This window comes from Rivihabitans pingtungensis, from assembly GCF_003201855.1.
Classification (GTDB): domain Bacteria; phylum Pseudomonadota; class Gammaproteobacteria; order Burkholderiales; family Aquaspirillaceae; genus Rivihabitans; species Rivihabitans pingtungensis.
Window position 1 is genome coordinate 24,276 of record NZ_QJKI01000001.1, and the last position, 26,170, is coordinate 50,445.

Below are 26,170 nucleotides of genomic sequence, written 5' to 3' on the forward strand. Positions count from 1 at the left end.
TCGCAAGGCGTTTCGGGGGTGTCTGGGGAGACATCTCCCCGCCCGGAGCGAAAAGTTGGGAACGCCCCTTGCAAGATGCTGATCTTGCAGGATAAAAGCAAGGGGTGCTCTCTAGTGGTTTCCCTGATCTCTAAGGGATTAAGACTTTGGAAGATTTTTTTTCTTCGATCCACTCAATCCTCTAGTGGTTTCCCTGATCTCTAAGGGATTAAGACATACAATCGTCGGGAGGCGGCACATAAGGTTTGCTCTAGTGGTTTCCCTGATCTCTAAGGGATTAAGACAAATGTCGGCGCCCTGCGTAACAGATGTGCTACCTCTAGTGGTTTCCCTGATCTCTAAGGGATTAAGACGCATTTTTACCGCTATACCTAATATAATATTTTCCTCTAGTGGTTTCCCTGATCTCTAAGGGATTAAAGTCAGTTGTATTGCCTTCACATCACATGATGACAAAGTGTTGCAAACACCCAACGCAAGCCAAATTTTTCTGTAAAAACCAGCAGCGCCCACTATCAGCCACTCAGCCATCAGGCATATGCTTTACACATCCACTGTGCGGAGAAATGGCATGGCAAGTTCTCGTCGGATGTTTCTGGTGTGCTACGACATCGCTGATCCCAAGCGCTGGCGCAAGGTGCATGAGGCGGTGCAGGCGCATGCCGTCAGTGGACAAAAATCGGTGTATGAATGCTGGCTGACTGCGGGTGAGCATCAGGCTTTGCTGGCGCGGCTGGAGGCGGTGATTGCGCCAGCAGAAGACAAAGTGCATGTGTTTGCGCTGGATGCGCGGCGCAAGGTGCTGCGCTTTGGCGTGGCGCGCGCGCCGCAGTGTGATCCTTTCCTGATTGTGTGAGGCTGTCATGAGCTGCCTGTATGTGGATCGTCGCGGGGTGGATTTGCGGGTGGACGGTGGGGCGCTGGTGTTTTATGAAAACGGCGAGCGTATTGGCGCTGTGCCCTTGGCGCCGCTGGAGCGGGTGGTGGTGCATGGCGACATGACACTGCAAGCCCGCTTGCTCGGGCAGTTGGGCGAGCGTGGGGTGGGCGTAGTGGTGTTGTCCGGGCGCAAGCACACGCCCACGCTATTGATGGCGCGCCCGCATCAGGATGCGCGCCGGCGGCTGACACAATTGCGCCTGGCGCAGGATGGCGCATTTTGCCTGAGCTATGCCCGCGAGCTGATCGAGGCCAAGCTGGCGACGCAGGCCCGCCATGTGCATCAGCTGCGTGAGCGCCGCCCAACGGCCCGCGAGCCGCTGACCCATGCGCTGGCCGCGCTGGAACGAGGACAACAAGCCACCGCTGGCTGTGCCGATCTGGCGGCGCTGCGCGGGGTTTAGCGCCGCTCACAAAACCCCCTGGCGTTGTTGTGTGACCTTGCCGTACTGCTTGTACTGTCTGCGGTCACACGCCTAGCCAGGGCCGCTTCTCTGGATTTTGTGAGCGGCGCTTAGTAAGCGGCGCTCTACACCAACACAATTCCCCTTTTTCTCTACCGATACAGCCGGCCAAAAAGCCGGCTGTATCGCTGCATGGCGCGGGGTTTTATGCCTGTTTGCCGGGTGGGCGGCTGGGTAAGCTGTCTGCATCGTGTGTTCGCCAGGAGAAAAGCATGCAATCGATTCGTCATGGGTTGGCGCAGGGGCAGCGTTTGGGGTGGCAGGGGCAGGCGGGGCAGTGTGTGGAGGTGCGTCGCGGCCGGGTGGAGGTGGAAGAAATTCTGTGGGTGGAGTCGCAGTTGCTGTGCGTGCGGCAGCGGCTGGGGCCGGGCAGTTGTTATGTGCTGCATAGCAGCGGTTGGGTGAGTGTGCAGGCGGTCAGTGCGGCGGAGTTGAGTTTGCCGGCGCCGCTGGTGGATTGCGCTGCCTGGCGGCGTTTGGGCCGTTGGCTGGCAGGGGGGTGGCGTGGGCTGTGTGCGGAGTGGATGGGCGCGGGGCGTGGCTGGCGGGCGCACGGGCGCTGAGGTTTGGGCTTGGCCGTGGTGGCGGGTGCAGAGCAAGCGCCGCTCACCAAACCCAGCTGGTGCCCGACGCAGATAGCACGGGCCAGTAGTACGGTAAGGCGGGTAGGGTGAGCCGCGTTCAGGGCGGGGCAGCGTGTGCTGTCCCGCCCTTTTTAGAGCCGCTAACAAAACCCCCTGGCGTTGTTGTGTGACCTTGTCGTACTACTTGTACTGTCTGCGGTCACACGCCTAGCCAGGACCGCTTCGCTGGGTTTTGTTAGCGGCTCTTATTGCATATCGTCACTCACCCATTCCCGGCTGCCCGCGCGAGTGGATCAGCGGCGTTCGATCTGGCTGACGTCGCGCACGGCGCCGGTGTCGGCGCTGGTGGTCATGGCGGCGTAGGCGCGCAGGGCGGCGCTGACCACGCGGTCGCGGTTCAGCGGTTTCCAGGCGTCGGCGCCGCGCGCCAGCATGGCGGCGCGGCGTTGCGCCAGTTCTTCATCGCTGACGGCCAGATGAATGGTGCGCGCCGGGATGTTGATTTCCAGGGTGTCGCCTTCGGCGGCCAGGCCGATCAGGCCGCCTTCGGCGGCTTCGGGGCTGACGTGGCCGATGGACAGGCCGGAGGTGCCGCCGGAGAAGCGGCCGTCGGTCAGCAGCGCGCAGGCTTTGCCCAGGCCCTTGGATTTCAGGTAGCTGGTGGGGTAGAGCATTTCTTGCATGCCGGGGCCGCCCTTGGGGCCTTCGTAGCGGATCAGCACCACGTCGCCGGCCACGATCTGGTCGGCCAGGATGGCTTCGACGGCGGCGTCCTGGCTTTCAAAGATGCGCACGCGGCCGGTAAAGGTGAGGATGGATTCGTCCACGCCAGCGGTTTTGACGATGCAGCCGCGCTCGGCGATATTGCCGTACAGCACGGCCAGGCCGCCGTCTTGCGAGTAGGCGTTGGCTTTGTCGCGGATGCAGCCTTCGGCGCGGTCGGCGTCCAGCTCGGGGTAGCGCATGCTCTGGCTGAAGGCGATGGTGGTGCGCACGCCGCCGGGGGCGGCGCGATACAGGGTTTTGGCGGCGTCGTCGCAGCTCGGGCGCTGGATATCCCAGCGGTCCAGCCCTTCGCCCAGGGTGGCGGCGTGTACGGTGGGAATGTCACGGTGGATCAGCCCGGCGCGGTCCAGCTCGCCCAGGATGCCAATCACGCCGCCGGCGCGGTGCACGTCTTCCATGTGGTATTTCTGGGTGGCCGGGGCCACTTTGGACAGGCAGGGCACGCGGCGGGAGACGCGGTCGATGTCCTGCATGGTGAAGTCCACGCCGGCTTCGCGGGCGGCGGCCAGCAGGTGCAGCACGGTGTTGGTGGAGCCACCCATGGCCACGTCCAGGCTCATGGCGTTTTCAAAGGCTTCGAAGGTGGCGATGCTGCGCGGCAGCACGCTGGCGTCGTCTTGTTCGTAGTAGCGCTTGGCCAGTTCGACAATAGTGCGGCCGGCTTGCAGGAACAGCTCTTTGCGGTCGGCGTGGGTGGCCACCAGCGAGCCATTGCCCGGCAGCGACAGGCCCAGCGCTTCGGTCAGGCAGTTCATCGAGTTGGCGGTGAACATGCCGGAACAGGAGCCGCAAGTGGGGCAGGCCGAGCGTTCGACGGCGGCCACTTCTTCATCGCTGACCTTGTCGTTGGCGGCTTCCACCATGGCGTCCACCAGGTCGAGCTTGCGCACGGCGTCGCCCCATTGCACCTTGCCGGCTTCCATCGGGCCGCCGGAGACAAAAATCACCGGAATGTTCAGGCGCAGCGCGGCCATCAGCATGCCGGGGGTGATTTTGTCGCAGTTGGAGATGCACACCAGCGCGTCGGCGCAGTGGGCGTTGACCATGTATTCCACGCTGTCGGCAATCAGGTCGCGGCTGGGCAGCGAATACAGCATGCCACCGTGGCCCATGGCGATGCCGTCATCGATGGCGATGGTGTTGAATTCTTTGGCGATGCCGCCGGCTTTTTCGATTTCCCGCGCCACCAGCTGGCCCAGGTTGTGCAGGTGGACATGGCCCGGCACAAATTGGGTGAAGCTGTTGGCGATGGCGATGATGGGCTTGCCAAAATCGGCATCTTCCATGCCGGTGGCGCGCCACAGCGCGCGGGCGCCGGCCATATTGCGGCCGTGGGTGGAGGTGCGGGAACGGTATGCGGGCATAGCGGGAATCCTGTAGCAGACGCGGCAAAAGGCATATTGTGCGGCGGCTTGGCGGACAGGGCAAGCCGGGCGCGCGTGCGGATGAGAAGAAGAGGGGCAAAAGTAGCCATGATGTGGCCTTCTTATTCGTAAAGACTAAGTATTTATACCATTGACAATATACGTCTTATTTTTTTAGATTCACCAGTTCTAAGCTTTTGTTCTATAAATTTTTGCCCATCCCTACCGTAGAGCGCTGGAATGAAAATATTGCTGGTCAATCCGCAAACAGATGTATTCGAGATGCGGGCCAATTATGAGGCTCATGAAAACCTGGCACTGGGCTTGCTGGCAGCTCACTTGTCTGCACATGATCATGCAACGGAGATCATTGATTTGCGCATTGATGACTTCAGTGAGCAAGAAGTGGCCAGGCATGTGCAGCAGCATGCCGTTGGTCTGGTTGGACTGAGTGTCAATTTTGTCACGTTACCATCGGCCCTGCGCCTGGCTCGCGCCATCCGTCAGGCTCGCCCTGCCACACTGATTGTCTTGGGTGGCGAGCATGCTTCTTAGAGTGGCTAACAAAACCCAGCGCAGCGATCCTGGCTAGGCGCACGACCGCAGACAGTACAAGCAGTACGGCAAGGTCGGGCAACGACGCCAGGAGGGTTTTGTTAGCCGCTCTTATCAAGATGACACTTTGCTTGCTGCATATCCTGCCTCGATTGATGCGGTGATACGCGGAGAAGGAGAGGCCAGTTTTGCCGAGTTGGCCCAGGCGCTGGATGCCGGGCGAGATTGGCGGCAGACGTCGGGGCTATCTTATCTGGATGCGCACACTCGCCGCTGTGTGCGCACAGCTTCGCGCCCGGCCATCGAACAGCTGGATGCTTTGCCGTTTGCGGACAGGGCCGTGGCCCGGCGGGCAATCGCCAAGCATCGCAAGATCGAGATCGGTATCCTAGCGCAACGCGGCTGTCCGTTTCCATGTTCGTTCTGCAATGCCAATCGCTTTTTGTCAAATGAAGCCATCACTGCCGTACGCCAGCGCAGTGCAGAGCATGTGGTTGCCGAAATGGTCCAGCTGGCCCCGTTGATTGTCGAAAACCGCAGTTTTTTGCGCTTTTATGATGCGACATTTGTCACCCAATCCCGGCGTAATCGGGCTTGGATAGACGATTTTTGCACCGCACTGGAACAACGTAAATTACGCATTCCATTTGATGTCTTTGTACGCGCCAATAGTTTTGACCTTAACAAACCTGGCGATCAGGCACTGATTACACGGTTAAAATCCGTTGGCATGATCAGTACTTATATTGGCCTGGAATCCGGCAGTGATGACACATTGGCCTTGTATAACAAACACGTCAATGCCAGTGATTCCGAAAACATGTTCGAGTATTTCCGCAGCCAGCACATTCAGGGCTCAACCAATGGCTGCATGACGTTTCAGCAAGACTCAACCCTGGCTGACATCGCCCAAACTGTGCGCTTTTTGCGCCGACTGGGCTTGTGCAGTCTGTGGAACTGTCTGTCACGGGCAGAAACTCTGCCTGGCATCAAACTGGAAATGCGTACGCATAAGCGGGAAACCTGCTGGGATGTGTACAACTACCAGTTCACTGATTCGCGTGTCGCACGTCTTTATGCCGTACTGTATAGCATTCATGCCAATCATAGCTCGATCAAGCTGGAAGATGGCTTGGTGCGCGCTTTGCGTGACCGCCTGCGCATTGAGTCGTTCTATGCGCCACACGCCATGGATTGGCTGGGGCTGGAGCATGCGCTGGAAGCGCGCATTGGTGCCATGCAGGCGGTAACCAGTGAGTTTGTGCTTGGCTTGATTGACCAACTGCCTGGCTGGAATGAAACCATGCTGGAGCATGCCATTCACCAGTATCTGGGCGCGCTGGATCAGGCGCTAGATGCTTTGCATGCCAGCTATGGCTGGCTGCTTACACTGCCGATTTCTGCTGTCACGACAAGGCCCCATCATGCAAACTGTGTACATTAAGCTGTTTTTTTCTGCTTTGTTCTGGGGGGCTTCGGCCATTGCCGGCAAATGGTTGTTTGCTGTGTTGCGCCCGGCGCAGGTGACATTTTTGCGCTTTGCTTTGGCGGCGCTGGCGCTGGGGGCGGTGGTCACATTGGCGCGGCGGCAGCCGGGGCCGGCCTCGCTGGGCGAGCATTTGCGGCTGGCGGTGCTGGGTGTGGTGGGGGTGTCGCTGTGTTATTACTTTTATTTTGAGGGCTTGTATTACAGTTCGGCGTTCAATGCCGGCCTGATTGAGGCCACCATTCCGCTGGTGACGCTGGCGCTGTCGGTCCTGCTGAAAGAAGAGCATCTGGATAGCGCGCAGACCACCGGTTTTGCCCTGGCCTATGTGGGGGTGCTGGTGATTGTCACCCGGCTGGATTGGGCGGTGATTCAGGCATTTGCTTACAACCGTGGCGATGTGCTGTTGTTGCTGGGCACGCTGTGCTTTGGTTTGTATAACGTGTTGCTGCGCAAGTTTCGTTTTTCGTTCGCTTCGCAGAATACCAAGCTGTTTTATATTTTTTTGTATGGCAGCGCGCCGCTGGCAGGCTGGGTATGGCTGGATGGCTTGGGCCAGCCCTTGCACTGGACGCTGGATATACACGGCTGGCTGGCGCTGGTGGTGTTGGCGCTGGGGGCGTCGGTGCTGGCCTATGTGTTTTTCAATCAGGGGATTCAGGCCATTGGCGCATCGCGGGCGTCCAGTTTTATCAATCTGGTGCCGGTGATCACCGCCGGACTGGCTTTCATCCTGCTGGGCGAGCGCCCGGATTTCAGCCAGTTGCTGGGCTCGGCGGTGATTTTGCTGGGGGTGTCACTGTCGCAATACGGTTGGCCCAGGTGGCTGGCCGCGCGGGTGGCGGCGGCCTCCTGAGCCACAGACGGGCGTTCAGCAGGCCTTGCGGTCCAGCCATTTGTGCGTGCTGCTGGGTTGATAGTCGCGCATGCGCGCCAGCAGGGCTTTAACCGTGTCTGCCGCCAGCAGCAGGCCGGCGTGTTGTTCGCGCATAAAGCCTTGCTGGGTGGCGGTGTCGATCAGGTTCAGCAGCGGCTGATAAAAATGCTCGACGTTCAGCAGGCCAATCGGCTTGCCGTGCATGCCCAGTTGCGCCCAACTGGCGACTTCAAACAGTTCTTCAAAAGTGCCCAGGCCGCCAGGCAGGGCGATGAAACCGTCGGCCATATCGGCCATCATCGCCTTGCGGGTGTGCATGGAGTCCACCACATGCAGCTGGGTGAGGTGGCTGTGGGCCAGTTCTTTGTCGCGCAGGAAGGTGGGAATCACGCCAATGGCTTCGCCGCCAGCCGCCAGCACGCTATTGGCCAGCGTGCCCATCAGGCCGACATTGCCGCCGCCATACACCAGGCCAATGCCTTCGGCGGCCAGGGTTTGCCCCAGGGTGACAGCGGCTTGTTCATAGGCGGGCAGCACGCCACGGTTGGAGCCGCAAAACACACAGATGCGCTTCATGATGGTTATCCAGGGTAGATTGATCAGGAGAATATGCAGACGCCGGCCAGTCTGGGCTGGCTGTGGCGTGGTTATGCCGGTGCTGATGCAATATTCATGCAAGGGCCGGCCGCGAGCTAGCGCGCCAGTCTTAATATAGGACGCCGCGCCTCGCGCGGCGTTGGTCGATCAGTTAGAGCCGCTCACCAAACCCTCCTGGCGTTGTTACCCGACCTTGCTGTACGACTTGTACTGTCCGCCACCCCGCCAGCGGGTTTGGTGAGCGGCGCTTACAGCACGGCGACCGGGTAAGAGCCCAGCACTTTCACAAAGGCGGCGTGTTCGTGCAGCGCTTCCAGCGCGGTCTGGATGCGCGGTTCGCTTTGGTGGCCGTCGATGTCGATAAAGAACACATATTCCCACAGGCCGGTGCGCGAGGGGCGCGATTCCAGCTTGGTCATTGATACGCCATTGATGGCCAGCGGGGCCAGCAGGCGGTGCACGGCGCCGGGTTTGTTTTGCGCCGACAGCACCAGCGAGGTTTTGTCATGGCCGGACGGGGTGGACGGCTGGTGGCCCAGCACCAAAAAGCGCGTGGTGTTGTTCGGCTCGTCTTCGATGTTTTCAGCGAGTTTGGTCAGGCCGTAGCGCTCGGCGGCGGCTTCGCCGGCAATCGCGGCGACGGTGGGGTCTTCGCTGGCCAGGCGGGCGGCTTCGGAATTGCTGGCCACCGACACGCGCTCGACGTCGGGCAGGTTTTTGTTCAGCCATTCGTGGCACTGCGCCAGCGCCTGGGCGTGCGAATATACTTTACGTGGTGACGGGGCGTCCGGGTCTTTGCGCAGCAGGTGATGGTGAATGCGCAGCACCACTTCGCCGCAGATGTTCAGCGGGGTGTTGATCATCAAATCCAGCGTGCGGCCCACCGCGCCTTCGGTGGAGTTTTCGACCGGGGCGACCACGTAATCCAGCGCGCGCGATTCCACCGAACGGAAAGCCTCGTCAATCGAGGCGCACGGCACGGTATTGGCGGCGTGGCCAAAATGCTTGACGGCGGCGGCCTGGGTAAAGCTGCCGGCCGGGCCCAAAAAGGCGATGGACAGTGGTTTTTCCAGCGACAGACAGGCTGACATGATTTCGCGGAACAAACGCGCGGCGGATTCGTCGGGCAGCGGGCCGGGGTTGATGTCCTTGATCCGGCGCAGCACCTGGGCTTCGCGCTCGGGACGGTAGATCACCCCGCCGCCCTTGATTTCGCCAATTTTCTGGGCATGGCGGGCGCGCTGGTTGATCAGCTCCAGAATCTGGGCGTCGATGCTGTCGATGGCGTCGCGGTGTTGTTTGAGCAGGTCGTCGGACATGGGTCAGTCTTTGAGAATGATGAATTCACCCTTCCCGATGGGAAGCAGTTCGCACAAAAAGCCCGGCGTGGCGCGCACCCGGGCGAAAAAGTCTGCACATTCAGCCGCATGAGACACGGCGTTGTCCACCACAATCAGCCCGCCCGGCGCCAGCACCGGGGTCAGCAGCGGCCAATAGCTGGCGTACAGGCTGCGGTCGGCGTCCAGAAAAATCAGCTGGGCGGATTCGGCCGCTTGCTGGCGCAGCCAGCTGCCGGCCTCGGCAGTCACCAGGGTGACGGTGTCGAGCAGGCCGGCTTCGTTGAGGTTGTTGCGTGCCAGGGTGGTCTTGGCCTGCAGTACGTCCAGGCTGGTGACGCGGCCGCCATACGCCTGGGCGGCGGCGGCCAGCCACAGGGTGGAATAGCCATTGGACGTGCCAATTTCCACCACATGGGCCGGGCGGCCAAAACGCAGCCACTGATACAGCATCATCCCGGTGTCCGGGGTGATGTTGAGCATCTTGTCGGCGCGGGTCAGGGTTTTGGCGTCGTATTTCTGACCGTGCTGGGCCAGTCGGTCCAGCTGCTGGAGCAAGGCCGGCGTCAGCATGGCGGTCTCAACCGTGACGGCGGGCAAAGTCCACCATGAAGCTGGCCAGGGTTTTCACCCCTTCCAGCGGCATGGCGTTGTAAATCGATGCGCGCATGCCGCCGACCGAACGATGGCCCTTGAGCTGCAACAGATTGCGCTGCTCGGCTTCGGCCAGGAAGGCCGCTTCCAGCTCGGGCGAGCCCAGGCGGAACGGCACATTCATGCGTGAGCGGAACGGGGTTTCCACCGGACAGTGGTAAAAACCCTGGCTGCTGTCGATGGCGTGATACAGCAGGCCGGCTTTTTCTTCGTTGCGGCTGGCCATGCCCGGCACGCCACCTTGCTGCTTGAGCCACTTGAACACCAGGCCGGCGATATAAATCGCGTAGGTCGGCGGGGTGTTGTACATCGAGTCGGCGTCGGCGTGCACGCGGTAGTCGTACATGGTGGGCATATGCGCCGGCAGCTGGCCCAGCAGGTCTTCGCGCACAATCACCAGGGTGAGGCCGGACGGGCCGATGTTCTTTTGGGCGCCGGCAAAAATCAGCCCAAAGCGCGACACGTCCACCGCGCGCGACAGAATATCCGACGACATATCGCACACCAGCGGCACAGTGCTGTCCGGGATATAGGGGAACTGCACGCCGCCGATGGTTTCGTTGGACACATAGTGCAGATAGGCCGCGTCCGGCGAGGTGCGCCAGCTGGCTGGGTCCGGCACATAGGTGTACTGGCGGTCTTCGCTGGAGGCGACGATGTTCACCTCGGCGAATTTGCGCGCTTCTTTGATGGCCAGCTTGGACCAGTGGCCGGTGTTGACCACATCGATGGATTTTTTGTCGCCCAGCAGGTTCAGCGGCACCATGGCGAACTGCGACAGCGCGCCGCCCTGCAAAAACAGCACTTTGTAATTGGCCGGAATGCCCATCAGCTGGCGCAGGTCGGTTTCTGCTTCGTGGATGATGGACATGAATTCTTTGCCGCGATGGCTCATTTCCATCACCGACATGCCGCTGCCGTGCCAATCCAGCAGCTCTTGCTGGGCTTGCAGCAACACATCGCGCGGCAGCACCGCCGGCCCTGCGGAGAAGTTATACACTTGGGTCATCAAGCCGTCCTTGTTTCGTCTATCCCGGATGTGCCGGGGTGTTTCAGCTCAGCAGAAAGTGGGCGCGCGCCACTGCCACCGGCTTGGCGCGGTCATTCTGCCAGCACTCAATCAGCATGTTCGCCACCCGCTTGCCCTGCTTGGTCAGCTGACATTGCGCGTACAGCGTTTGCGGCCGGCCCGAGCGCAGGTAGTCAAACGAGATGTCCACCACCTTGGGCGGCTCCAGCGTGGCGCGCACCCACATCAGGTGGATCAGCCCGGCGTTTTCCAGAAAACCGCCAATCAGCCCGCCGTGCAGCGCCGGCAGCAAGGTGTTGCCGATATTGCGCTCGTAGTACGGCAGGCGAAACAGCAGGCTGTCCTCGCCGCTTTCTTCAAACTCGACGCCCATCAGCCGGGCGTAGGGGATGCTGTCGATGATGCCAGCATAGTCCTTGCGCTCACGCAGCGCCAGGAAGGATTGCATGAAGGCGCTCATAACGGGGCTCCGGTGGCGTCGCCGCCCAGGATGGCGTTGGACGAGCCGCGCATAAAGGTGGCCACGCCGTGGGCAATCGGGTCGGCGGGGTCGCCGTGATGGCACACCGCGCGGGTAAAGCCGATTTGCCGCGCCAGCTTGTAGCACTCCGCCGTGCAGTAAATCGGCAGGCCCGGCGTGGCGGCCTTCAGGTAGTCGATGCGCAAATCCAGCGTGGCCATCGCCTCGGCGCTGTCCAGGTGGCTGAACACCGACAGCGCACTGGTGGTGTCCACCAGCGAGGTGATCACCCCGCCGTGAATCACGCCATTGCTGCCGTTGCCCACCAGGTCATCACGGTAGTTCACTTTGAGCGTCGGCTTGCCGTCTTCCACGCCAATGAACTCAAAGCCCAAGGTGGCGCAGTGCGGCAAGCTGACAAACCAGCGTTGCAGGGTGTCGAGCAGTTCGGTCATGCCGGGGTGTCCGTGCTGGTGTCGCCGCCTTCCGTCGGGCTGGCGGCGTCGGCGTCGAGTTCGGCGTCAGCGTCGGCGTCGTCGCTCTCGGCCACCTTGACGATGCTGACCAATCGCTCGCCGTCGTCCAGATTGATCAGGCGCACGCCCTGGGCGGCGCGGCCGGTTTCGCGCACTTCTGCCGCCTTGGTGCGGATCAGCACGCCGCCGTCGGTGATCAGCATGATGTCGTCGGTTTCTTCCACCAGGCTGGCCGCCACCAGCTTCAGGCCGGTTTTGTCGGTGAGGTCCATGGCGATCACGCCTTGCGTGCCGCGGCTGGTCTGGCGGAAATCGGCCACGCGGGTGCGCTTGCCATAGCCGCCATCGCTGGCGGTGAGCACTTGCTGGTCTTCCGAGCTGGTCACCAGCAGGGAAATCACCTGCTGGTCTTCGCCCAGCTGCATGCCGCGCACGCCGGCGGCGGTGCGGCCCATCGGGCGCACGGCGGTTTCGTCAAAGCGCACGGCCTTGCCGGCGTTGGAGAACAGCATCACCTGGTCGTGGCCCGAGGTCAGCGCCACGCCAATCAGATTGTCGCCTTCGTCCAGCTTGACGGCGATGATGCCGGCCGCGCGCGGGCGGGAGAACGCTTGCAGCGGGGTTTTTTTCACCGTGCCGCTGGCGGTGCACATGAAGATGAACGGGCCCTTGGCCTTGACGGCGGCTTCTTCGTCCTCGATGTCGTCCTTGACGTCCGCCTCGGCGTCGGTAAACGCCTTGACCGGCAGCAGGGCGTTGATTTTTTCGCCATCGGCCAGCGGCAGCACATTGACCATCGGCTTGCCACGGCTGTTGCGGCTGCCCTGCGGCAGGTCGTAGACCTTGATCCAGTACATGCGGCCCAGGCTGGAGAAGCACAGCAGATAGTCGTGGGTGTTGGCGGCAAACAGGGTTTCGATGAAATCGTCGTCCTTGGTGGCCGCCGCCTGCTTGCCGCGTCCGCCACGGCGCTGGGCGCGGTAGTCGTCCAGCGGCTGCGCCTTGATATAGCCGCCGTGCGAGATGGTCACCACCATGTCTTGCGGGGTGATCAGGTCTTCGATATTGATGTCGCCGCCAAATACCGAGATTTCCGAACGGCGCGCGTCGCCAAACTGGGCTTTCACCTGGTTCAGCTCGGCGGCGATGATGTCCGACACCCGCTCAGTGCGGGCCAGGATGTCGCTCAGGTCGATGATGGTGGCCATCACATCGCGGTATTCATCGACGATTTTGTCCTGCTCCAGCCCGGTCAGCCGTTGCAGGCGCAATTCCAGAATCGCCTGCGCCTGCACATCGGACAGACGATATGCATCGTCGTGCAGGCCGTATTCCGGCAGCAGCCCATCCGGGCGCGCCTGGCTTGGGTCCACCTTGGCCAGCATGCCGGCCACCAGCTCGGAGCGCCAGTTTTGTCCCATCAGCTCGCGCTTGGCCTCGGCCGGGGTGGGCGAGGCCTTGATCAGGGTGATGATCGGGTCCACATTGGACAAGGCCACCGCCAGACCTTCCAGCACATGGCCGCGCTCGCGCGCCTTGCGCAGCTCGTACACCGTGCGGCGGGTGACCACTTCGCGGCGATGGCGCAGGAATTCTTCCAGAATCTGCTTGATATTCAGCAGACGCGGCTGGCCATCGACCAGCGCCACCATATTGATGCCAAAGCTGTCTTGCAGCTGGGTCATCTTGAACAGATTGTTCAGCACCACGTCCGGCACTTCGCCGCGTTTGAGCTCAATCACCACGCGCATGCCGGATTTGTCCGACTCGTCGCGGATTTCGCTGATGCCTTCCAGGGTTTTTTCTCGCACCAGTTCGCCAATGCGCTCCAGCAGGCGCGCCTTGTTCACTTGGTAGGGGATTTCATCGACGATCAGCGCCTGGCGGTCGCCCTTGCCGATGTCTTCGACATGGGTGCGCGCGCGCATCACCACCCGGCCACGGCCGGTGCGGTAGCCTTCTTTCACCCCGGCGGTGCCGTAGATGATGCCGGCAGTGGGGAAGTCCGGCGCCGGAATGATGTCGATCAGCTCGTCAATCGTCATCTCGCCATTGGCCAGCAGCGCCAGGCAAGCGTCCACCACCTCGTTGAGGTTGTGCGGCGGAATATTGGTGGCCATGCCCACGGCAATGCCCGAGCTGCCGTTGATCAGCAGATTGGGGATTTTGGCCGGCAGGATCAGCGGCTCGTGCTCCGAGCCGTCGTAGTTGGGGCCAAAATCGACGGTTTCTTTTTCGATGTCGGCCAGCAGCTCGTGGGCGATGCGCGCCATGCGGATTTCGGTGTAACGCATGGCGGCGGCGTTGTCGCCATCCACCGAGCCGAAGTTGCCCTGGCCGTCCACCAGGGGGTAGCGCAGCGAAAAATCCTGCGCCATGCGCACGATGGTGTCGTACACCGCCGTGTCGCCGTGCGGGTGGTATTTACCGATCACGTCGCCGACGATACGCGCCGACTTCTTGTAAGCCCGGTTCCAGTCGTTGGACAGCTCGTGCATGGCAAACAGCACGCGGCGGTGCACAGGCTTGAGGCCGTCGCGCACATCAGGCAGCGCCCGGCCCACGATCACGCTCATCGCGTAATCCAGGTAGGAACGCCGCATCTCCTCTTCGAGGCTGACCGGAAGGGTTTCTTTGGCGAATAGATGTTCTGTCATGGATCGGGCAAGCCGTCTGGTTCTAAGCAAAAGTAAGGGCTGATTCTAGCATGTCAGGGCGATGACAGGGGATGGGACGGGCGCGAAAGCAGCCAGCAGGCAGGGATTGCCGCGCCGCAGGAGAGGGCGGCGCGGGCGAGTTCAGTTCAGAAATACAGCCGGATTTAGCCCAACACCTTATCCAAGCCCTCCGCCAAACTCTCCACCGTGCGCGCCGGGTCGTGCAGTTTGTCCAGCCCGAACAGGCCGATGCGGAAGGTGCGGAAGTCGGCGCCTTCGTCGCATTGCAGCGGCACGCCGGCGGCGGTTTGCAGGCCGACGCCGAGGAATTTCTTGCCGGTTTGAATCTCCGGGTCGCTGGTGTAGCTGACCACCACGCCAGGGGCCTGGAAGCCTTCGGCGGCGACGCTGGGGAAGCCGCGCGATTCCAGCAGGGCGCGCACGCGGCGGCCGAGTTCGTGCTGTTCGGCGCAGACTTTGTCAAAGCCGTATTGCTCGGTTTCCAGCATCACGTCGCGCAGCACGGTCAGCGCGTCGGTGGGCATGGTGGCGTGGTAGGCATGGCCGCCGGTTTCAAAGGCTTCCATGATTTGCCGCCATTTTTTCAGGTCGCAGGCAAAGCTGGTGCTGGTGGTGTCGTTCAGCCGCGCCAGCGCGCGTTCGCTCAGGCCAATCAGCGCGCCGCAGGGCGAGGCGCTCCAGCCTTTTTGCGGGGCGCTGATCAGCACGTCCACCAGATTGGCCTGCATATTCACCCACACCGTGCCAGAGGCGATACAGTCCAGCACAAACAGGCCGCCCACTTCGCGCACGGCGGCGCCAACGGCTTGCAGGTAATCATCCGGCAGCATCATGCCGGAGGCGGTTTCCACGTGCGGGGCAAACACCACGGCCGGGCGGTATTCGCGGATGGCGGCGACCACTTCGTCAATCGGGGCCGGGGCAAATGGCGCTTGCGGGCCATCGCCCAGCTGGCGGGCCTTGAGCACGCGGGTGTCGGCCGGGATGCGGCCCATGTCAAAAATCTGCGTCCAGCGGAAGCTGAACCAGCCATTGCGGATCACCAGCACTTTTTGCTCGGTGGCGAACTGGCGGGCGACGGCTTCCATGCCAAAGGTGCCGCTGCCGGGCACGATGGCGGTGGCGTCGGCGTGGTACACCACTTTGAGCAGGCGCGAGATGTCGCGCATCACCCCTTGAAAGCGCTGCGACATGTGGTTGAGTGCGCGGTCGGTGTAGACCACGGAATATTCGAGCAGGCCGTCGGGATCGGGATGGGTCAGCAGGGCAGTCACTTGGTTTCTCCTTGGTAGTCTGGCTGCGCCGCGCGGCGGCGCAAACCAAGGGCATAAGCATACCGCCAGCGGACGGGTTTGTGGCAAGTGTCGCGCGCGGCGCGCCAAGCCCAGCGCAGCGGCCCTGAGGCCGGGCGAGACGGTCGGGCAGCCACGCCAGGAGACGCTTACGGCTTCATCGCCGCGCTCAGGCTGTTGACGTTATGGCTGAACAGCTTGAGATAACTGGGCGCCGGGCCGTTGGCCGGGGACAGCGCGTCGGCATAGAGCTTGCCGCCCACTTGCACGCCGGCTTCGCGGCTGAGTTGCTCCAGCAGGCGCTTGTCGGTCATGTTTTCGACAAACACCGCGCGGATTTTTTCGGCTTTCACCTGGCGCACCAGCTTGGCCACGGTTTTGGCCGAGGCTTCGGCGTCGGTGGAGACGCCTTGCGGGGACAAAAAGCGGATTTGATAGCGCTGCGCCAGGTAGCCAAAGGCGTCGTGGCTGGTCAGCACCTTGCGCTGGCTGGCCGGGATGGCGGCAAAGCGCTGGCGGGCGTCGGCGTCCAGTGCGTCCAGCTGCTGGCTGTACTGGCTGGCGCGCTGGCTGTAGTAGTCCTTGCCGGCCGGGTCGGCCTGGGTGAGCGCGGCGCGGATATTGTTGACGTAGAGTTTGACGTTTTGCGGGTTGTGCCAGGCGTGCGGGTCGGTGTGGCCATGGTCATGGCCGTGATGATCGTGTTCTTCTTCGGCCATGTCTTGCGCTTTCACGCCCTGGCTGGCCACCACGGTCTGGCCCTTGAAGCCGGAAGACTTGCTCAGCCGGCTCAGCCAGCCCTCAAAACCCAGGCCGTTGACCACAAACACCTTGGCGGCGGCCAGTTTTTTGACATCCTGCGGCGCCGGCTGAAACACGTGGGCGTCTTGATCGGGGCCGACCAGGCTGGCCACGTCCACCCGCTCGCCGCCCACTTCGCGGGTGAGGTCGGCCAGAATGCTGAAGCTGGCGAGCACCGGCAGTTTGTCGGCCAGCGCCGGCGTGGCCAGCAGCGCCAGCAGCAGGGAGATCAGGGATTTTTTCATGCTTGCGTCCTTGGGTGACAACGGGGGAATCAGTGCGCCAGATGGCGCTGGCGGATCAAACGCGGCAACACCCCGCCAGCCGGGGCGAACAGCAGCGACAATAAATACAGGCTGCCGGCAAACAAAATAATCGCCGGGCCAGAAGGCAGGTCAAAGTGATACGAGCACAGCAGGCCGCCCAAACCCGAGCTCAGCGCCAGGGCGATGGCGGTCAGCAGCATGCCGCCCACGCTTTGCGCCCACAGCCGGGCGGTGATGGCCGGCAGCATCATCAAGCCCACCGCCATCAAGGTGCCCAGCGCCTGAAAACCGGCCACCAGATTGAGCACCACCAGCACCAGAAAAATCAGGTGATACGCCCCGCCCGAGGCGCCAACCGACTGCAAAAACGCCGGGTCGTAGCTTTCCAGCAGCAGCGGCCGGTAAATCACCGCCAGGGTGAGCAGGGTGAGCGAGGCAATCGAGGCCACCAGCAGCAGCGCGGCGTCGTCCACCGCCAGCACGGTGCCAAACAGGATATGGATCAGATCGACATTGCTGCCGTACTTGGACACCAGCAGCACGCCCACCGACAGCGCCAGTAGGTAAAACGCGGCAAAGCTGGCGTCCTCGCGCACGCTGGTGAAGCGGCTGACCAGGCCGGCAATCAGCGCCACGGAAATCCCGGCGACAAAGCCGCCCAGCCCCATGGCCGGCAGCGACAGCCCGGCAAAAATAAAGCCGATGGCCGCGCCCGGCAGCACGGCGTGGCTGAGCGCGTCGCCCATCAGGCTCATGCGCCGCATCACCAAAAACAGCCCAATCGGCCCGCAGCCCAGCGCCAGCGCCAGGCAGCCAACCAGGCCACGGCGCATAAAGCCGAATTCAATAAAGGGTTGCACCAGCAGGGTGTAAAGCTCGTTCATGGCTGGGCCTCCTGCGCGGCGGCGTCATCCACCCGGCACACCGGGGCTTGTTCATGCCAGTGGGCGACATTGGCGCTGGCGCGCTGCAAATTGGCCTCGGTCAGCACCTCGGCAGTCGGCCCCCAGGCCACCACCTCGCGCGACAGCAGCAAGGTGTGCGGAAAATACTCGCGCACCTGGGCAAAATCATGCAGCACGGCAATCACCGTGCGCTGCTCGGCCTGCCAGCGGCGCACCAGCGCCAGCAAATCATGCGTGGTGCGCGCGTCGATGGCGGTGAATGGCTCGTCCAGCAAAATCAGCGGCGCGTCCTGCACCATGATGCGGGCGAACAATACCCGCTGAAACTGCCCGGCCGACAAGGCGCTGACCGGGCGCTGGGCAAACTCGCCCAAGCCCACCGCCGCCAAGGCATCTTGCGCCGCCTGCCAATCCTGCGCCCGCGCCGCGCCAAACGCGCCCATATGCCGCCAGGCGCCGGTCAGCACGGTGTCCAGCACGCTCACCGGCAAGCTGCGGTCGATCTGCGCCGCCTGCGGCAGATAGGCGATATGCTGCCGGCTCACCCCGCCCAGCTCCACCCGCCCGGCGTCCGGGCGCAAGGCGCCGATCATGGTTTTCAGGATGGTGCTCTTGCCCGCGCCATTCGGCCCGACAATCGCCGTGGCCTGGCCGGCGGCAAACTCGCCGCTGACATGGTGCACGGCGGGGTGGCGACGGTAAGACACCGTCAAATTAGACAAGCGCACGCTCACAGCCCGCCCTCGGACAAGGCCCAGATGACCGCCGTCCACAAGCCGGCGATGGCCAGCAAGGCCATGGCCAGACGCTGACCGGCAGAAGCGGCCAGCAGGCTGAAGCGACGGGATAACCGGTTTGCTTTCATGGGTATTCCTGAAATGACGCCGCCCCAGGGTGAAGTGGGGCGGTGTGGTTGTTCTATCGTTGTGACGCCGGGTGCTGCGACTTACCCTTGTGGCGCGGTGTGCATGCTCGCCAAATGCGGCCAAAGCAGGCTTGCCCTCAGTGCGTCGTGGAGACTTGCCTGGGTCCCCGCCTGCGCGGGGACGACGCTGAGGCGGATGAAGCCGCTGTGGCGGCCAGTGTGGCGTCACGCCACGGCGGCAATCGCCCGGCCTAGTTCGGCTTCAATTTCAGCCGCCCAGTCGCCCGGTGGGGCGATGAGTTCAAAGCGGCTGTCGCGTCGCCAGGCCACTTGGGTGGCGGCCCATTCGCCGCCGGCCACCCAGTTGAACCATAACCAATCGTGCGGGCCCATGCGCAGCACCGCCTTGGCGCGCGCCAGGCCGGGCACGCGCTGCGGCAGGGTGCGCAAAAGCGCGCCCACCCGCTCCAGGTCGAACACCACTTCGCTGGCGAAGGTCCAGCCGGCGCTGCTCATGCCGCTGTCGGCCGGGGCCAGTTTCGGGCGATAGCGGGCGGCAGGGCGGGCCGGCAGGCTGAGCCAGGCGGGATCGAGCTGGCCGTGCTGCATCACTTCGATGCGCGCCTTGGGCGGAAACAGCGCTTGGGCTTGTTCCTGAAACGCGGCTAAGGTGGCGGCGTCGGCCAGGTCGGCCTTGCTGGCGGCCAGCACGTCGGCCAGTTCGATCTGGTCGCGGTAGATCGGGTGACGGCGGTAATTGGCGTCGATAAACTGACGCGGGTCCACCACGGTGATGGAGGCCTGAATGTCCAACGCCTCGCCCAGCGGCGGGCGGCGCAGTTCGTCCACCACATTGGAGGCGTGCGCCAAGCCGCTGGCTTCGATCAACACGCGGTGCGGGCGTTTTTCCCGAATCAGCTTGACCAGGGTGACTGGCAGTTGCGGGCCGGTGGCGCAGCACAGGCAGCCGCCGGCGATTTCGCGCACCTCGGCGCCGCCGCCAGACAGCACGGCGCCGTCGATGCCGATTTCGCCAAATTCGTTGACGATCACCGCCCAGACTTCATCGGCTGGCTTATGCGCCAGCAGATGCAGCAAGGCCGTGGTTTTGCCCGCGCCCAGAAAGCCGGTGAACAGATTGATGGGGGTTTTGCTCATGAGGGTTGTCTACAGCTTTGGCAAAGCCCGGTCAGCAGTACATCCTGGCGGCGCGGTTGAAAACCGGCGCGCGCGGCGGCGGCGCTGAGTTGATCCAGGCTGTCGGTGGCGTCGATTTCGGTGACGTCGTTACAGGTTTCGCACACCAGCAGCAGGCCGTGGTGCTGGCATTCCAGGTGCTGGCAGGCAATATAGCCATTCAGCGCATCCACCCGGTGCAATAGCCCTTGCTCGACCAGAAAATCCAGCGCGCGGTATACGGTGGGCGGCGCGGCCGGGCCGCGGGCAGCTTGCAGGTCGGTCAGCACCTGGTAGGCTTTGACCACGCCGCCGCGCGCCAGCACCAAGCCCAGCACTTGCTGGCGCAGCTCGGTCAGCCGCGCGCCACGGGCAGCGCAGTGCTGCTGGGCGATCAGCAGGAACTCTTCGGGGGATAGCGGCGTCACAGCCTTCGCTCTCACTTGGAATAATCGACGATTTGTTACAGTATAACATCACATCGGCCAGGCTGACCAGTCGCTGGCGCAAGTGATTGCGTGCGGTTATCATTATTTAAAAATATGAATTATTGCCAGCCACGGCGCTTACCCCGTATGCTGGCGTGGATTTCCCCCAACATCATCATTCAAAAGGATGAGTTTCATGCGTCTGCTTTCTACTCTGCTGGCCGCCGTGCTGGCCACCACTGCATTTTCTGCCCTCGCCGCCGAGGCCAAGGATCCGGTTGAAGCCCGCAAGGCGATTTTCAAGGACTACAAAAAAGTCTTCGGCCAGGGCATGGGCGCGGTGATGAAGGGCGAAAAGCCGTATAACAAGGACGAGTTTGCCAAGCTGGCCGAGCAGATGGTCGAGCTGTCCAAGCAACCGTGGCAATACTTCCCGGCCGGCAGCGACAAGGGCAAGAGCGAAGCCCGCCCGGAAGTGTGGAGCAAGCCGGCTGAGTTCAAAAAAGCCGCCGATGAGCATCAGGCGCTGATCGTCAAGCTGGCCGAAGCCGCCAAGGGTGGCGATCTGGCGCAAATCCGCCCGGCGTTTGGCGCGGCGCAAAAAACCTGTAAGGCTTGCCACGAAGTGTTCAAGAAAGACTGATTCACCCTGCACGCCCCATGCAAAACGCCCGCCTTCTGGTGGGCGTTTTGCATGGCAGAGGCTGGCGCGCTTTTTGCCCTATGGCAGTGGGCCCACACTGGGCCGTACATGCCATCAGCCATGTGCACTGAATTGTTTTTCAAGGATAAAAACGATGACGCTTTCTGCCGTGCAGGCGCAAACCCGCGCCGCCAACATCTCTGGCGCTTCGCCTGCTGATCGCCAGGCGGCAGGCTTTGCCGCCGCCCTGGCAAAATATGCCAGGCAACTCGACGAGCAAACGCACAGCCTGGCCAGTCAAATTCAACCCGCCGCCCGCCCGGCGCCGCCCACCCCGGCTACCTTGCGCAGCGATGGCGCCACTGAGATCTACGATGTCGGCACCGGCCCGATGGCGCTGGATATCGACGCGTATTTCACCCCACCGCGTCCAGGCGAGCAGGTGGATTTGAACACCCTGCCGTTGTTGATGCCCACGGAAAACAATCTGCGCGCCTTGTCCCAGCACATTGCCAAGCGCCTGCCTGATGCGCTGAAAGCCTACGGCATCCCCAGCGCACCGGCCTATGTGCGTTACGACAGCATGGGACAGCCAGTGCTGCCGGACAATTACCCGTATGCCGACAAGTTCAAGGCCATGCTTAACGAACAGCCGGCGCTGTCGCGGCAGTTGAGCGCGCTGAACGGGCTGACTTCACACCTGGTGGAGCTGCGCAAGGTCGAGCCCTTCCAGCGCGAATACGCAGCAGCCAACACCCAGGCGGAAATCGACGCCGTGCTGAAAAAGTACAGCTATTTGTTCTCCGGGCAGCGCACTTACTCCATGATTACCATCACCCTGAGCGGCAATGGCGCGGCGGTGGGGCTGAGCGCGGACGACAAGCCGGTGTTCAGCGCGTAGCGCCACTCACAAAACCCTGGGCGTTGTGGTGTGGCCTTGCCGTGTCTGTGGCCACACGCCTGGTCAGAGCCGTTTCGCAGAGTGTTGTTAGCCGCGCTACCCACCAAACCCTGCTGGCGTGCTTGATTCCTGTGCGGTGTGATGCAAGCAGCGCTTTAGCGTCACTCACAACACCCAGCGCAGCGCGCCTGGCTAGGCGAGCGGCCGCAGACAGTACAAGCAGTACGGCAAGGTCGGAACGACGCCAGGCGGGTTTGGTGAGCGACTCTTACTGTGTTGCCATGCCCGGCGGTTTGCCTTTGCTTACGCCGGGCAGGCTGTGGCGGTATGCCGCGCTCAGCGCCGCAGCTTGGCCAGCGCCGCCGCCATGGCGTTATTGGCCGGCGGAGCCGCCTCGCGCGGCTTGCCGCCGCCCTTGCGCGCCGGGGCGTCGTCACGCGGGCCGCGCGCCGTGCTGGCGCCCGGCTCGTCGTCCAGGCGCATGCTCAGGCCAATGCGCTTGCGCTTGACGTCCACCTCCATCACTTTCACCTTGACCACATCGCCGGCCTTGACCACCTTGCGCGGGTCATCGACAAACTGCTTGCTCAGGGCTGAAATATGCACCAGGCCGTCCTGATGCACGCCGATGTCGATAAAAGCGCCAAAGTTGGCGACATTGGTCACCACGCCTTCCAGAATCATGCCGGGGCGCAGGTCGGCCAGGTCTTCCACGCCGTCGGCAAAGGCGGCGGTCTTGAATTCCGGGCGCGGGTCGCGGCCGGGTTTTTCCAGCTCGCGCAGGATGTCCATCACCGTGGGCAGGCCAAAGCGCTCGTCGGTGTAATCGCTGGGCTTGAGGGTTTTCAGCGCGCTGGCGTCGCCAATCAGCGCGGTGACTGGCTTGTTGCAGCGGGCAATGATGCGCTCGACCAGTTCGTAAGCTTCCGGGTGCACGGCGGAGCGGTCCAGCGGGTTGTCGCCGTTCATGATGCGCAAAAAGCCAGCGGCCTGTTCAAAGGTTTTATCGCCCAGGCGCGGCACTTTCAGCAGGGTTTTGCGGTTGGCGAAGGCGCCGTGGCTGTCGCGGTAGCTGACGATATTGCCGGCAATGCTGCTGTTCAGCCCGGACACCCGCGCCAGCAGCGCCGCCGAGGCGGTGTTGACGTCCACGCCCACCGCGTTCACGCAGTCTTCCACCACCGCGTCCAGCGAGCGCGCCAGCTGGCTTTGGTTGACGTCGTGCTGATACTGGCCCACGCCGATGGATTTCGGGTCGATCTTCACCAGCTCGGCCAGCGGGTCTTGCAGGCGGCGGGCAATCGACACCGCGCCGCGCAGCGACACATCCAGCTCGGGAAACTCGCGCGCGGCCAGTTCCGAGGCGGAATACACCGAGGCGCCGGCTTCGGAGACCACCAGCTTGGTCAGTTTCAGTTCCGGGTGCAGACGCATCAGGTCGGCGGCCAGCTTGTCGGTTTCCCGGCTGGCGGTGCCGTTGCCGATGGCGATCAGCTCAACGCGGTGGCGGGCGCACAGCGCGGCCAGCACGGCGATGGATTTATCCCAGTCGTTGCGCGGCGCGTGCGGGTAGATGGCGCCGGCGTCCACCAGCTTGCCGGTGGCATCCACCACCGCCACCTTGACGCCGGTGCGCAGGCCGGGGTCCAGACCCAGGGTGGGGCGCGGGCCGGCCGGCGCGGCCAGCAAAAGGTCGTGCAGATTGCGGGCAAACACCTGAATCGCCTCGCCTTCGGCGGCTTCGCGCAGGCGCTGGGTGAGCTCCAGCTCCAACGACAGCACAATCTTGGCGCGCCAGGCCAGCCGCACGCCGTCCAGCAGCCATTTGTCGGCCGGGCGGCCACGGTCGGCGATGTCGAAGGCCTCGGCAATCATCAGCTCGTAGTCGCTGCGCTGGGTGGTCGGCGCATCGGCCGGCTGCCAGCTCAGCTGTACATTCAGCACGCCTTCGTTGCGGCCGCGCAGCAGCGCCAGCGCGCGGTGCGAGGGAATCGCCCGAATCGGCTCGGCGTAGGCAAAATAATCGGCAAACTTGGCGCCGGCTTCGGCCTTGCCTTCCACCAGGGTTGAGCGCATTTCGCCCTCGCGCCAGAGTTTTTCGCGCAACTCGCCCAGCAGCGCGGCGTGCTCGCCCATGCGTTCGATCAGGATGGCGCGTGCGCCGTCCAGCGCCGCCTTGGCGTCGGCCACGCCAGCCTCGGCGTTGACATAGGCCAGCGCGACGTGTTGCGGATCTTGTGTCGGGTCGGTCAGCAGGCTGTCGGCCAGCGGCTCCAGGCCGGCTTCGCGGGCAATCTGCGCCTTGGTGCGCCGCTTGGGCTTGTAGGGCAGGTAAAGGTCTTCCAGCGTGGTCTTGTCAGTGGCGGCGTACAGCGCGGCTTCGAGTTCGGCGCTGAGCTTGCCCTGTTCGCCAATGCTGGCCAGGATGGTGGCGCGGCGGTCGTCCAGCTCGCGCAGGTAGCGCAGACGCTCGTCCAGCTGGCGCAACTGGGTGTCGTCCAGGCCGCCAGTGGCTTCTTTACGGTAGCGGGCAATGAAGGGGACGGTGGCGCCGTCGTCCAGCAACTGGACAGTGGCCGCCACCTGGGATTCACGAACCGCCAGTTCGGCGGCCAGGCGGGAAGCAATCGAAGGCAACATCGGGGGCTATCTGGTCAGGCAAAGGCGTGACTTTAACGGATTTTCCGGGTGCAGGTAAGTGTTGCCGCCATGCCCACGCTCACCTGACCCAGCGCCGCGCCCCCGGCCCGGCGTGTGAGCGCAGAGCGTTGCGCAGCACACCATCAGGCCAGAGAAGGATGATAAGCGGCGCTTAGTTTGCGTTCAGCCAGGCCAGCGCATCCTCCGGGGTGTCGAAATATTCGCTGTCAGTGTGGCTGAGCAGGCCGGCAATATGCGCAGCCAGATTCAACCAGCCCTCGGGGGCGACAATGGCGATGCGGCCAAATTCTTGCTCGTGCTCACGCACAAAGCGCAATTCTTCCAGCGCCATGTCAATGGTGAAATCCAGCAGGCCGCTCAGGTTGAGCAGCACATTCACCCGGCCATCGGTTTGCGCGCGCGCCAGCACGGCGGTTTCAAAGGCGCGAAAGTCATCTACGGTAAAGGTGGCGAACAGCGCCACATCCAGGCCGTAAGACTGTTGTTGGATGGAAATCATGGTCAGGCTCCTGAAAACGCCGGCGCCCAGACGCGCCGGTCATGCTTTCAGCTTAGCGTCTGCTGGCAAAAATGCCGCTGACGATGATCAAGCCCATGGCGATATAGCCTTCCAGCGGCAGCACATCGCCCCACAGCCAGGCGCCCAGCGCGCTGGAAAACACCACGGTGAGGTAGGCCAGATTGGCCACCACAAATTTATTGCCATCGCGATAGGCGCGGGTCATCGCCAGTTGCGCCAGTGTGGAAGTGACGCCCAGGCCTGCCAGCATGCCCAGACTTTCCATCCCCAGCGGGCTGGGCGTTTGCCACAGCATCATGACCAATCCGCACAGCGTGGAAATCAGCGTGAAATAAAACACCACTTTCCATTCCGGCTCACCCAGCCGGCCCAACTCGCGCACATGCAGATAGGCCAGCCCGGCAAACAGCCCGGAACCCAGGCCCATGGCCCCGGCCAGCCAAGCATCAGCACTGAAGGTGGGCTTGAGCAGCAGCACCACGCCGGCAAAGCCCAGGCCCAGCGACATCACCACCCGTGGGCCGAGTGTTTCTTTCAGCAGCCAGGCAGACAACCCCGCCAGAAACATCGGCGAGGTATAGTTCAGCGTCACCGCCGTGGCCAGCGGCAGCTGGGTGATGGCGTAAAAGTACAAGAGCAGCGAGAAATAGCCGAACAGCCCGCGCTTGAGGTGGGCAGAAAAATGGCGGGTGGCCAGCGACTGCCCGCGCGCCAACACCACCACGCCAATGCTGAGCATGCCAAACAGCGTGCGGTAGAACACCAGCTCGATGGCGGAAAAATGCGCCGAGCCGGTTTTGACGAACACCCCCATCAGGGCAAACAGCAAAGACGCCACCACCATCCAGCCAGCCCCCAGCTGGCCGGTTTTCAGACGGGTGAGGGCTTGAGAGAAGGTCATGCGGGATTTCCTGTGATTCTGGCGTGACCACCGGCTGATGCGGCGGCGCAACAAAGCGTCACCTTAACCGTGATGCCTGGCGCTGGCAACCTTGGGTCATCTTTGGCTTGAGTGTAATATAGTCCCCTACCCTATATTTAGCGTTGCTGGCCCAATCCTGCGCAGCGTTCTGGGCGGCAGACTGCACCCCAAGCAGAAAAGGATTGGGTGAGCGACGCTCATCACCGCCAGCCCCAGGAGGGCTTCATGTCTCACACCCAACAGGATCAAGCCAAATTACTGGCGCGCGTGCGTCGGTTGACCGGGCAAATGCAGGCGCTGGAACGCGCGCTGCTGGCGCAAGCGCCATGTGCCGATGTGCTGCAACAGCTGGCTTCCATCCGTGGCGCATTGAATGGCCTGACGGCTGAGCTGATGGAGGGCCATCTGCGTGAGCATGTGCTGGCCGCCGAGAGTGAAACAGCACGCGTCCAAGCCGTGGACGAGTTATCTGCGGTGCTGCGCACCTATGTGCGTTGAACCCC

At 62.8% G+C, this 26,170-nt stretch carries 27 protein-coding genes and 1 CRISPR repeat array; of the genes, 9 read left to right on the top strand and 18 right to left on the bottom strand.

Features of this window, described 5'->3' with window-relative positions; translation table 11 throughout:
• The first annotated feature begins 109 nt into the window (after positions 1–109).
• Positions 110–423: a CRISPR direct-repeat array (repeat unit 36 nt; unit sequence CTCTAGTGGTTTCCCTGATCTCTAAGGGATTAAGAC).
• Positions 424–571: 148 nt separating this feature from the next.
• The 3 genes from cas2 to DFR34_RS00110 all read left to right on the top strand — a co-directional run bounded on the left by cas2 (position 572) and on the right by DFR34_RS00110 (position 1,966).
• Entirely contained in the window at positions 572–856 is a 285-nt protein-coding gene (gene cas2, locus DFR34_RS00100) for a CRISPR-associated endonuclease Cas2 (protein ID WP_158281696.1), read from the top strand.
• A gap of 7 nt (positions 857–863) precedes the next feature.
• On the top strand, positions 864–1,343 hold the full coding sequence (locus DFR34_RS00105; RefSeq protein ID WP_110389131.1) for a CRISPR-associated endonuclease Cas1: 480 nt from the start codon (positions 864–866) through the stop codon (positions 1,341–1,343).
• A gap of 272 nt (positions 1,344–1,615) precedes the next feature.
• Positions 1,616–1,966, top strand: a complete 351-nt coding sequence (locus tag DFR34_RS00110; protein WP_110389132.1) for a hypothetical protein — start codon at positions 1,616–1,618, stop codon at positions 1,964–1,966.
• Between the two features lie 314 nt (positions 1,967–2,280).
• Here the strand turns inward: DFR34_RS00110 and ilvD are convergent, their stop codons facing one another.
• Positions 2,281–4,137 (bottom strand): dihydroxy-acid dehydratase, encoded by a 1,857-nt coding sequence (gene ilvD / locus DFR34_RS00115; protein WP_110389133.1) that lies wholly within the window; start codon positions 4,135–4,137, stop codon positions 2,281–2,283.
• A 240-nt stretch (positions 4,138–4,377) separates the two neighbouring features.
• Here ilvD and DFR34_RS00120 point away from each other — a divergent pair, with 240 nt between their 5' ends.
• From DFR34_RS00120 to DFR34_RS00130, 3 genes are all read left to right on the top strand, one after another.
• Entirely contained in the window at positions 4,378–4,692 is a 315-nt protein-coding gene (locus DFR34_RS00120) for a cobalamin-dependent protein (protein WP_110389134.1), read from the top strand.
• A 127-nt stretch (positions 4,693–4,819) separates the two neighbouring features.
• A complete protein-coding gene (locus tag DFR34_RS00125; protein WP_146215011.1) occupies positions 4,820–6,136 on the top strand; it encodes a B12-binding domain-containing radical SAM protein in 1,317 nt (438 codons plus the stop codon).
• Positions 6,117–7,034 (top strand): DMT family transporter, encoded by a 918-nt coding sequence (locus tag DFR34_RS00130; protein WP_158281697.1) that lies wholly within the window; start codon positions 6,117–6,119, stop codon positions 7,032–7,034. Before DFR34_RS00125 ends, DFR34_RS00130 begins: the two co-directional genes overlap by 20 nt.
• Positions 7,035–7,049: 15 nt before the next feature.
• Here DFR34_RS00130 and DFR34_RS00135 read toward each other — a convergent pair whose 3' ends face one another.
• From DFR34_RS00135 to DFR34_RS00195, 14 genes are all read right to left on the bottom strand, one after another.
• Entirely contained in the window at positions 7,050–7,631 is a 582-nt protein-coding gene (locus DFR34_RS00135; RefSeq protein WP_110389137.1) for an LOG family protein, read from the bottom strand.
• Positions 7,632–7,900: 269 nt separating this feature from the next.
• Positions 7,901–8,971: a prephenate dehydratase gene (gene pheA / locus DFR34_RS00140; protein WP_110389138.1), complete on the bottom strand. Its 1,071-nt coding sequence runs from the start codon at positions 8,969–8,971 to the stop codon at positions 7,901–7,903.
• A 3-nt stretch (positions 8,972–8,974) separates the two neighbouring features.
• A complete protein-coding gene (locus DFR34_RS00145; RefSeq protein WP_110389139.1) occupies positions 8,975–9,562 on the bottom strand; it encodes an O-methyltransferase in 588 nt (195 codons plus the stop codon).
• Positions 9,563–9,569: 7 nt separating this feature from the next.
• Positions 9,570–10,652 carry a 3-phosphoserine/phosphohydroxythreonine transaminase gene (serC, locus tag DFR34_RS00150; protein ID WP_110389140.1) on the bottom strand — a complete coding sequence of 361 codons (1,083 nt, stop codon included), beginning with the start codon at positions 10,650–10,652 and terminating at the stop codon, positions 9,570–9,572.
• A gap of 43 nt (positions 10,653–10,695) precedes the next feature.
• Positions 10,696–11,133: a PaaI family thioesterase gene (locus tag DFR34_RS00155; protein ID WP_110389141.1), complete on the bottom strand. Its 438-nt coding sequence runs from the start codon at positions 11,131–11,133 to the stop codon at positions 10,696–10,698.
• The gene (locus DFR34_RS00160) at positions 11,130–11,588 is read right to left on the bottom strand and encodes a PaaI family thioesterase (RefSeq protein ID WP_110389142.1); all 459 of its coding nucleotides are present in this window, start codon (positions 11,586–11,588) and stop codon (positions 11,130–11,132) included. The genes DFR34_RS00155 and DFR34_RS00160 overlap by 4 nt, the downstream gene beginning before the upstream one ends.
• Positions 11,585–14,266: a DNA gyrase subunit A gene (gene gyrA, locus DFR34_RS00165; protein ID WP_110389143.1), complete on the bottom strand. Its 2,682-nt coding sequence runs from the start codon at positions 14,264–14,266 to the stop codon at positions 11,585–11,587. Before gyrA ends, DFR34_RS00160 begins: the two co-directional genes overlap by 4 nt.
• Positions 14,267–14,430: 164 nt before the next feature.
• Positions 14,431–15,561, bottom strand: a complete 1,131-nt coding sequence (locus DFR34_RS00170; RefSeq protein ID WP_110389144.1) for a pyridoxal-phosphate-dependent aminotransferase family protein — start codon at positions 15,559–15,561, stop codon at positions 14,431–14,433.
• Between the two features lie 167 nt (positions 15,562–15,728).
• Entirely contained in the window at positions 15,729–16,625 is an 897-nt protein-coding gene (locus tag DFR34_RS00175; protein WP_110389145.1) for a metal ABC transporter substrate-binding protein, read from the bottom strand.
• Between the two features lie 29 nt (positions 16,626–16,654).
• A complete protein-coding gene (locus tag DFR34_RS00180; RefSeq protein WP_110389146.1) occupies positions 16,655–17,530 on the bottom strand; it encodes a metal ABC transporter permease in 876 nt (291 codons plus the stop codon).
• Positions 17,527–18,285 (bottom strand): metal ABC transporter ATP-binding protein, encoded by a 759-nt coding sequence (locus DFR34_RS00185; protein WP_110389147.1) that lies wholly within the window; start codon positions 18,283–18,285, stop codon positions 17,527–17,529. The genes DFR34_RS00180 and DFR34_RS00185 overlap by 4 nt, the downstream gene beginning before the upstream one ends.
• On the bottom strand, positions 18,282–18,416 hold the full coding sequence (locus DFR34_RS17710) for a hypothetical protein (RefSeq protein ID WP_273479472.1): 135 nt from the start codon (positions 18,414–18,416) through the stop codon (positions 18,282–18,284). Before DFR34_RS17710 ends, DFR34_RS00185 begins: the two co-directional genes overlap by 4 nt.
• Positions 18,417–18,641: 225 nt before the next feature.
• Positions 18,642–19,574 (bottom strand): CobW family GTP-binding protein, encoded by a 933-nt coding sequence (locus DFR34_RS00190; protein WP_110389148.1) that lies wholly within the window; start codon positions 19,572–19,574, stop codon positions 18,642–18,644.
• Entirely contained in the window at positions 19,571–20,020 is a 450-nt protein-coding gene (locus DFR34_RS00195; protein ID WP_110389149.1) for a transcriptional repressor, read from the bottom strand. The genes DFR34_RS00190 and DFR34_RS00195 overlap by 4 nt, the downstream gene beginning before the upstream one ends.
• A gap of 196 nt (positions 20,021–20,216) precedes the next feature.
• On the opposite strand from DFR34_RS00195, the gene DFR34_RS00200 reads away from it, so the two are divergent.
• Together DFR34_RS00200 and DFR34_RS00205 are read left to right on the top strand one after the other, a co-directional pair.
• A complete protein-coding gene (locus DFR34_RS00200) occupies positions 20,217–20,663 on the top strand; it encodes a c-type cytochrome (protein ID WP_110389444.1) in 447 nt (148 codons plus the stop codon).
• A gap of 154 nt (positions 20,664–20,817) precedes the next feature.
• Positions 20,818–21,564, top strand: a complete 747-nt coding sequence (locus tag DFR34_RS00205; RefSeq protein ID WP_110389150.1) for a hypothetical protein — start codon at positions 20,818–20,820, stop codon at positions 21,562–21,564.
• Between the two features lie 336 nt (positions 21,565–21,900).
• Here DFR34_RS00205 and DFR34_RS00210 read toward each other — a convergent pair whose 3' ends face one another.
• From DFR34_RS00210 to DFR34_RS00220, 3 genes are all read right to left on the bottom strand, one after another.
• Positions 21,901–24,204 (bottom strand): Tex family protein, encoded by a 2,304-nt coding sequence (locus tag DFR34_RS00210; protein ID WP_211309240.1) that lies wholly within the window; start codon positions 24,202–24,204, stop codon positions 21,901–21,903.
• A 172-nt stretch (positions 24,205–24,376) separates the two neighbouring features.
• Complete coding sequence (locus DFR34_RS00215; protein ID WP_110389151.1) at positions 24,377–24,724, bottom strand: SpoIIAA family protein; 348 nt, start codon at positions 24,722–24,724, stop codon at positions 24,377–24,379.
• Between the two features lie 52 nt (positions 24,725–24,776).
• Positions 24,777–25,646: a DMT family transporter gene (locus DFR34_RS00220; RefSeq protein ID WP_245906767.1), complete on the bottom strand. Its 870-nt coding sequence runs from the start codon at positions 25,644–25,646 to the stop codon at positions 24,777–24,779.
• A gap of 246 nt (positions 25,647–25,892) precedes the next feature.
• On the opposite strand from DFR34_RS00220, the gene DFR34_RS00225 reads away from it, so the two are divergent.
• Positions 25,893–26,165, top strand: coding sequence for a metal/formaldehyde-sensitive transcriptional repressor (locus DFR34_RS00225; RefSeq protein WP_110389447.1), 273 nt, complete (start codon positions 25,893–25,895; stop codon positions 26,163–26,165).
• Positions 26,166–26,170 lie beyond the last annotated feature (5 nt).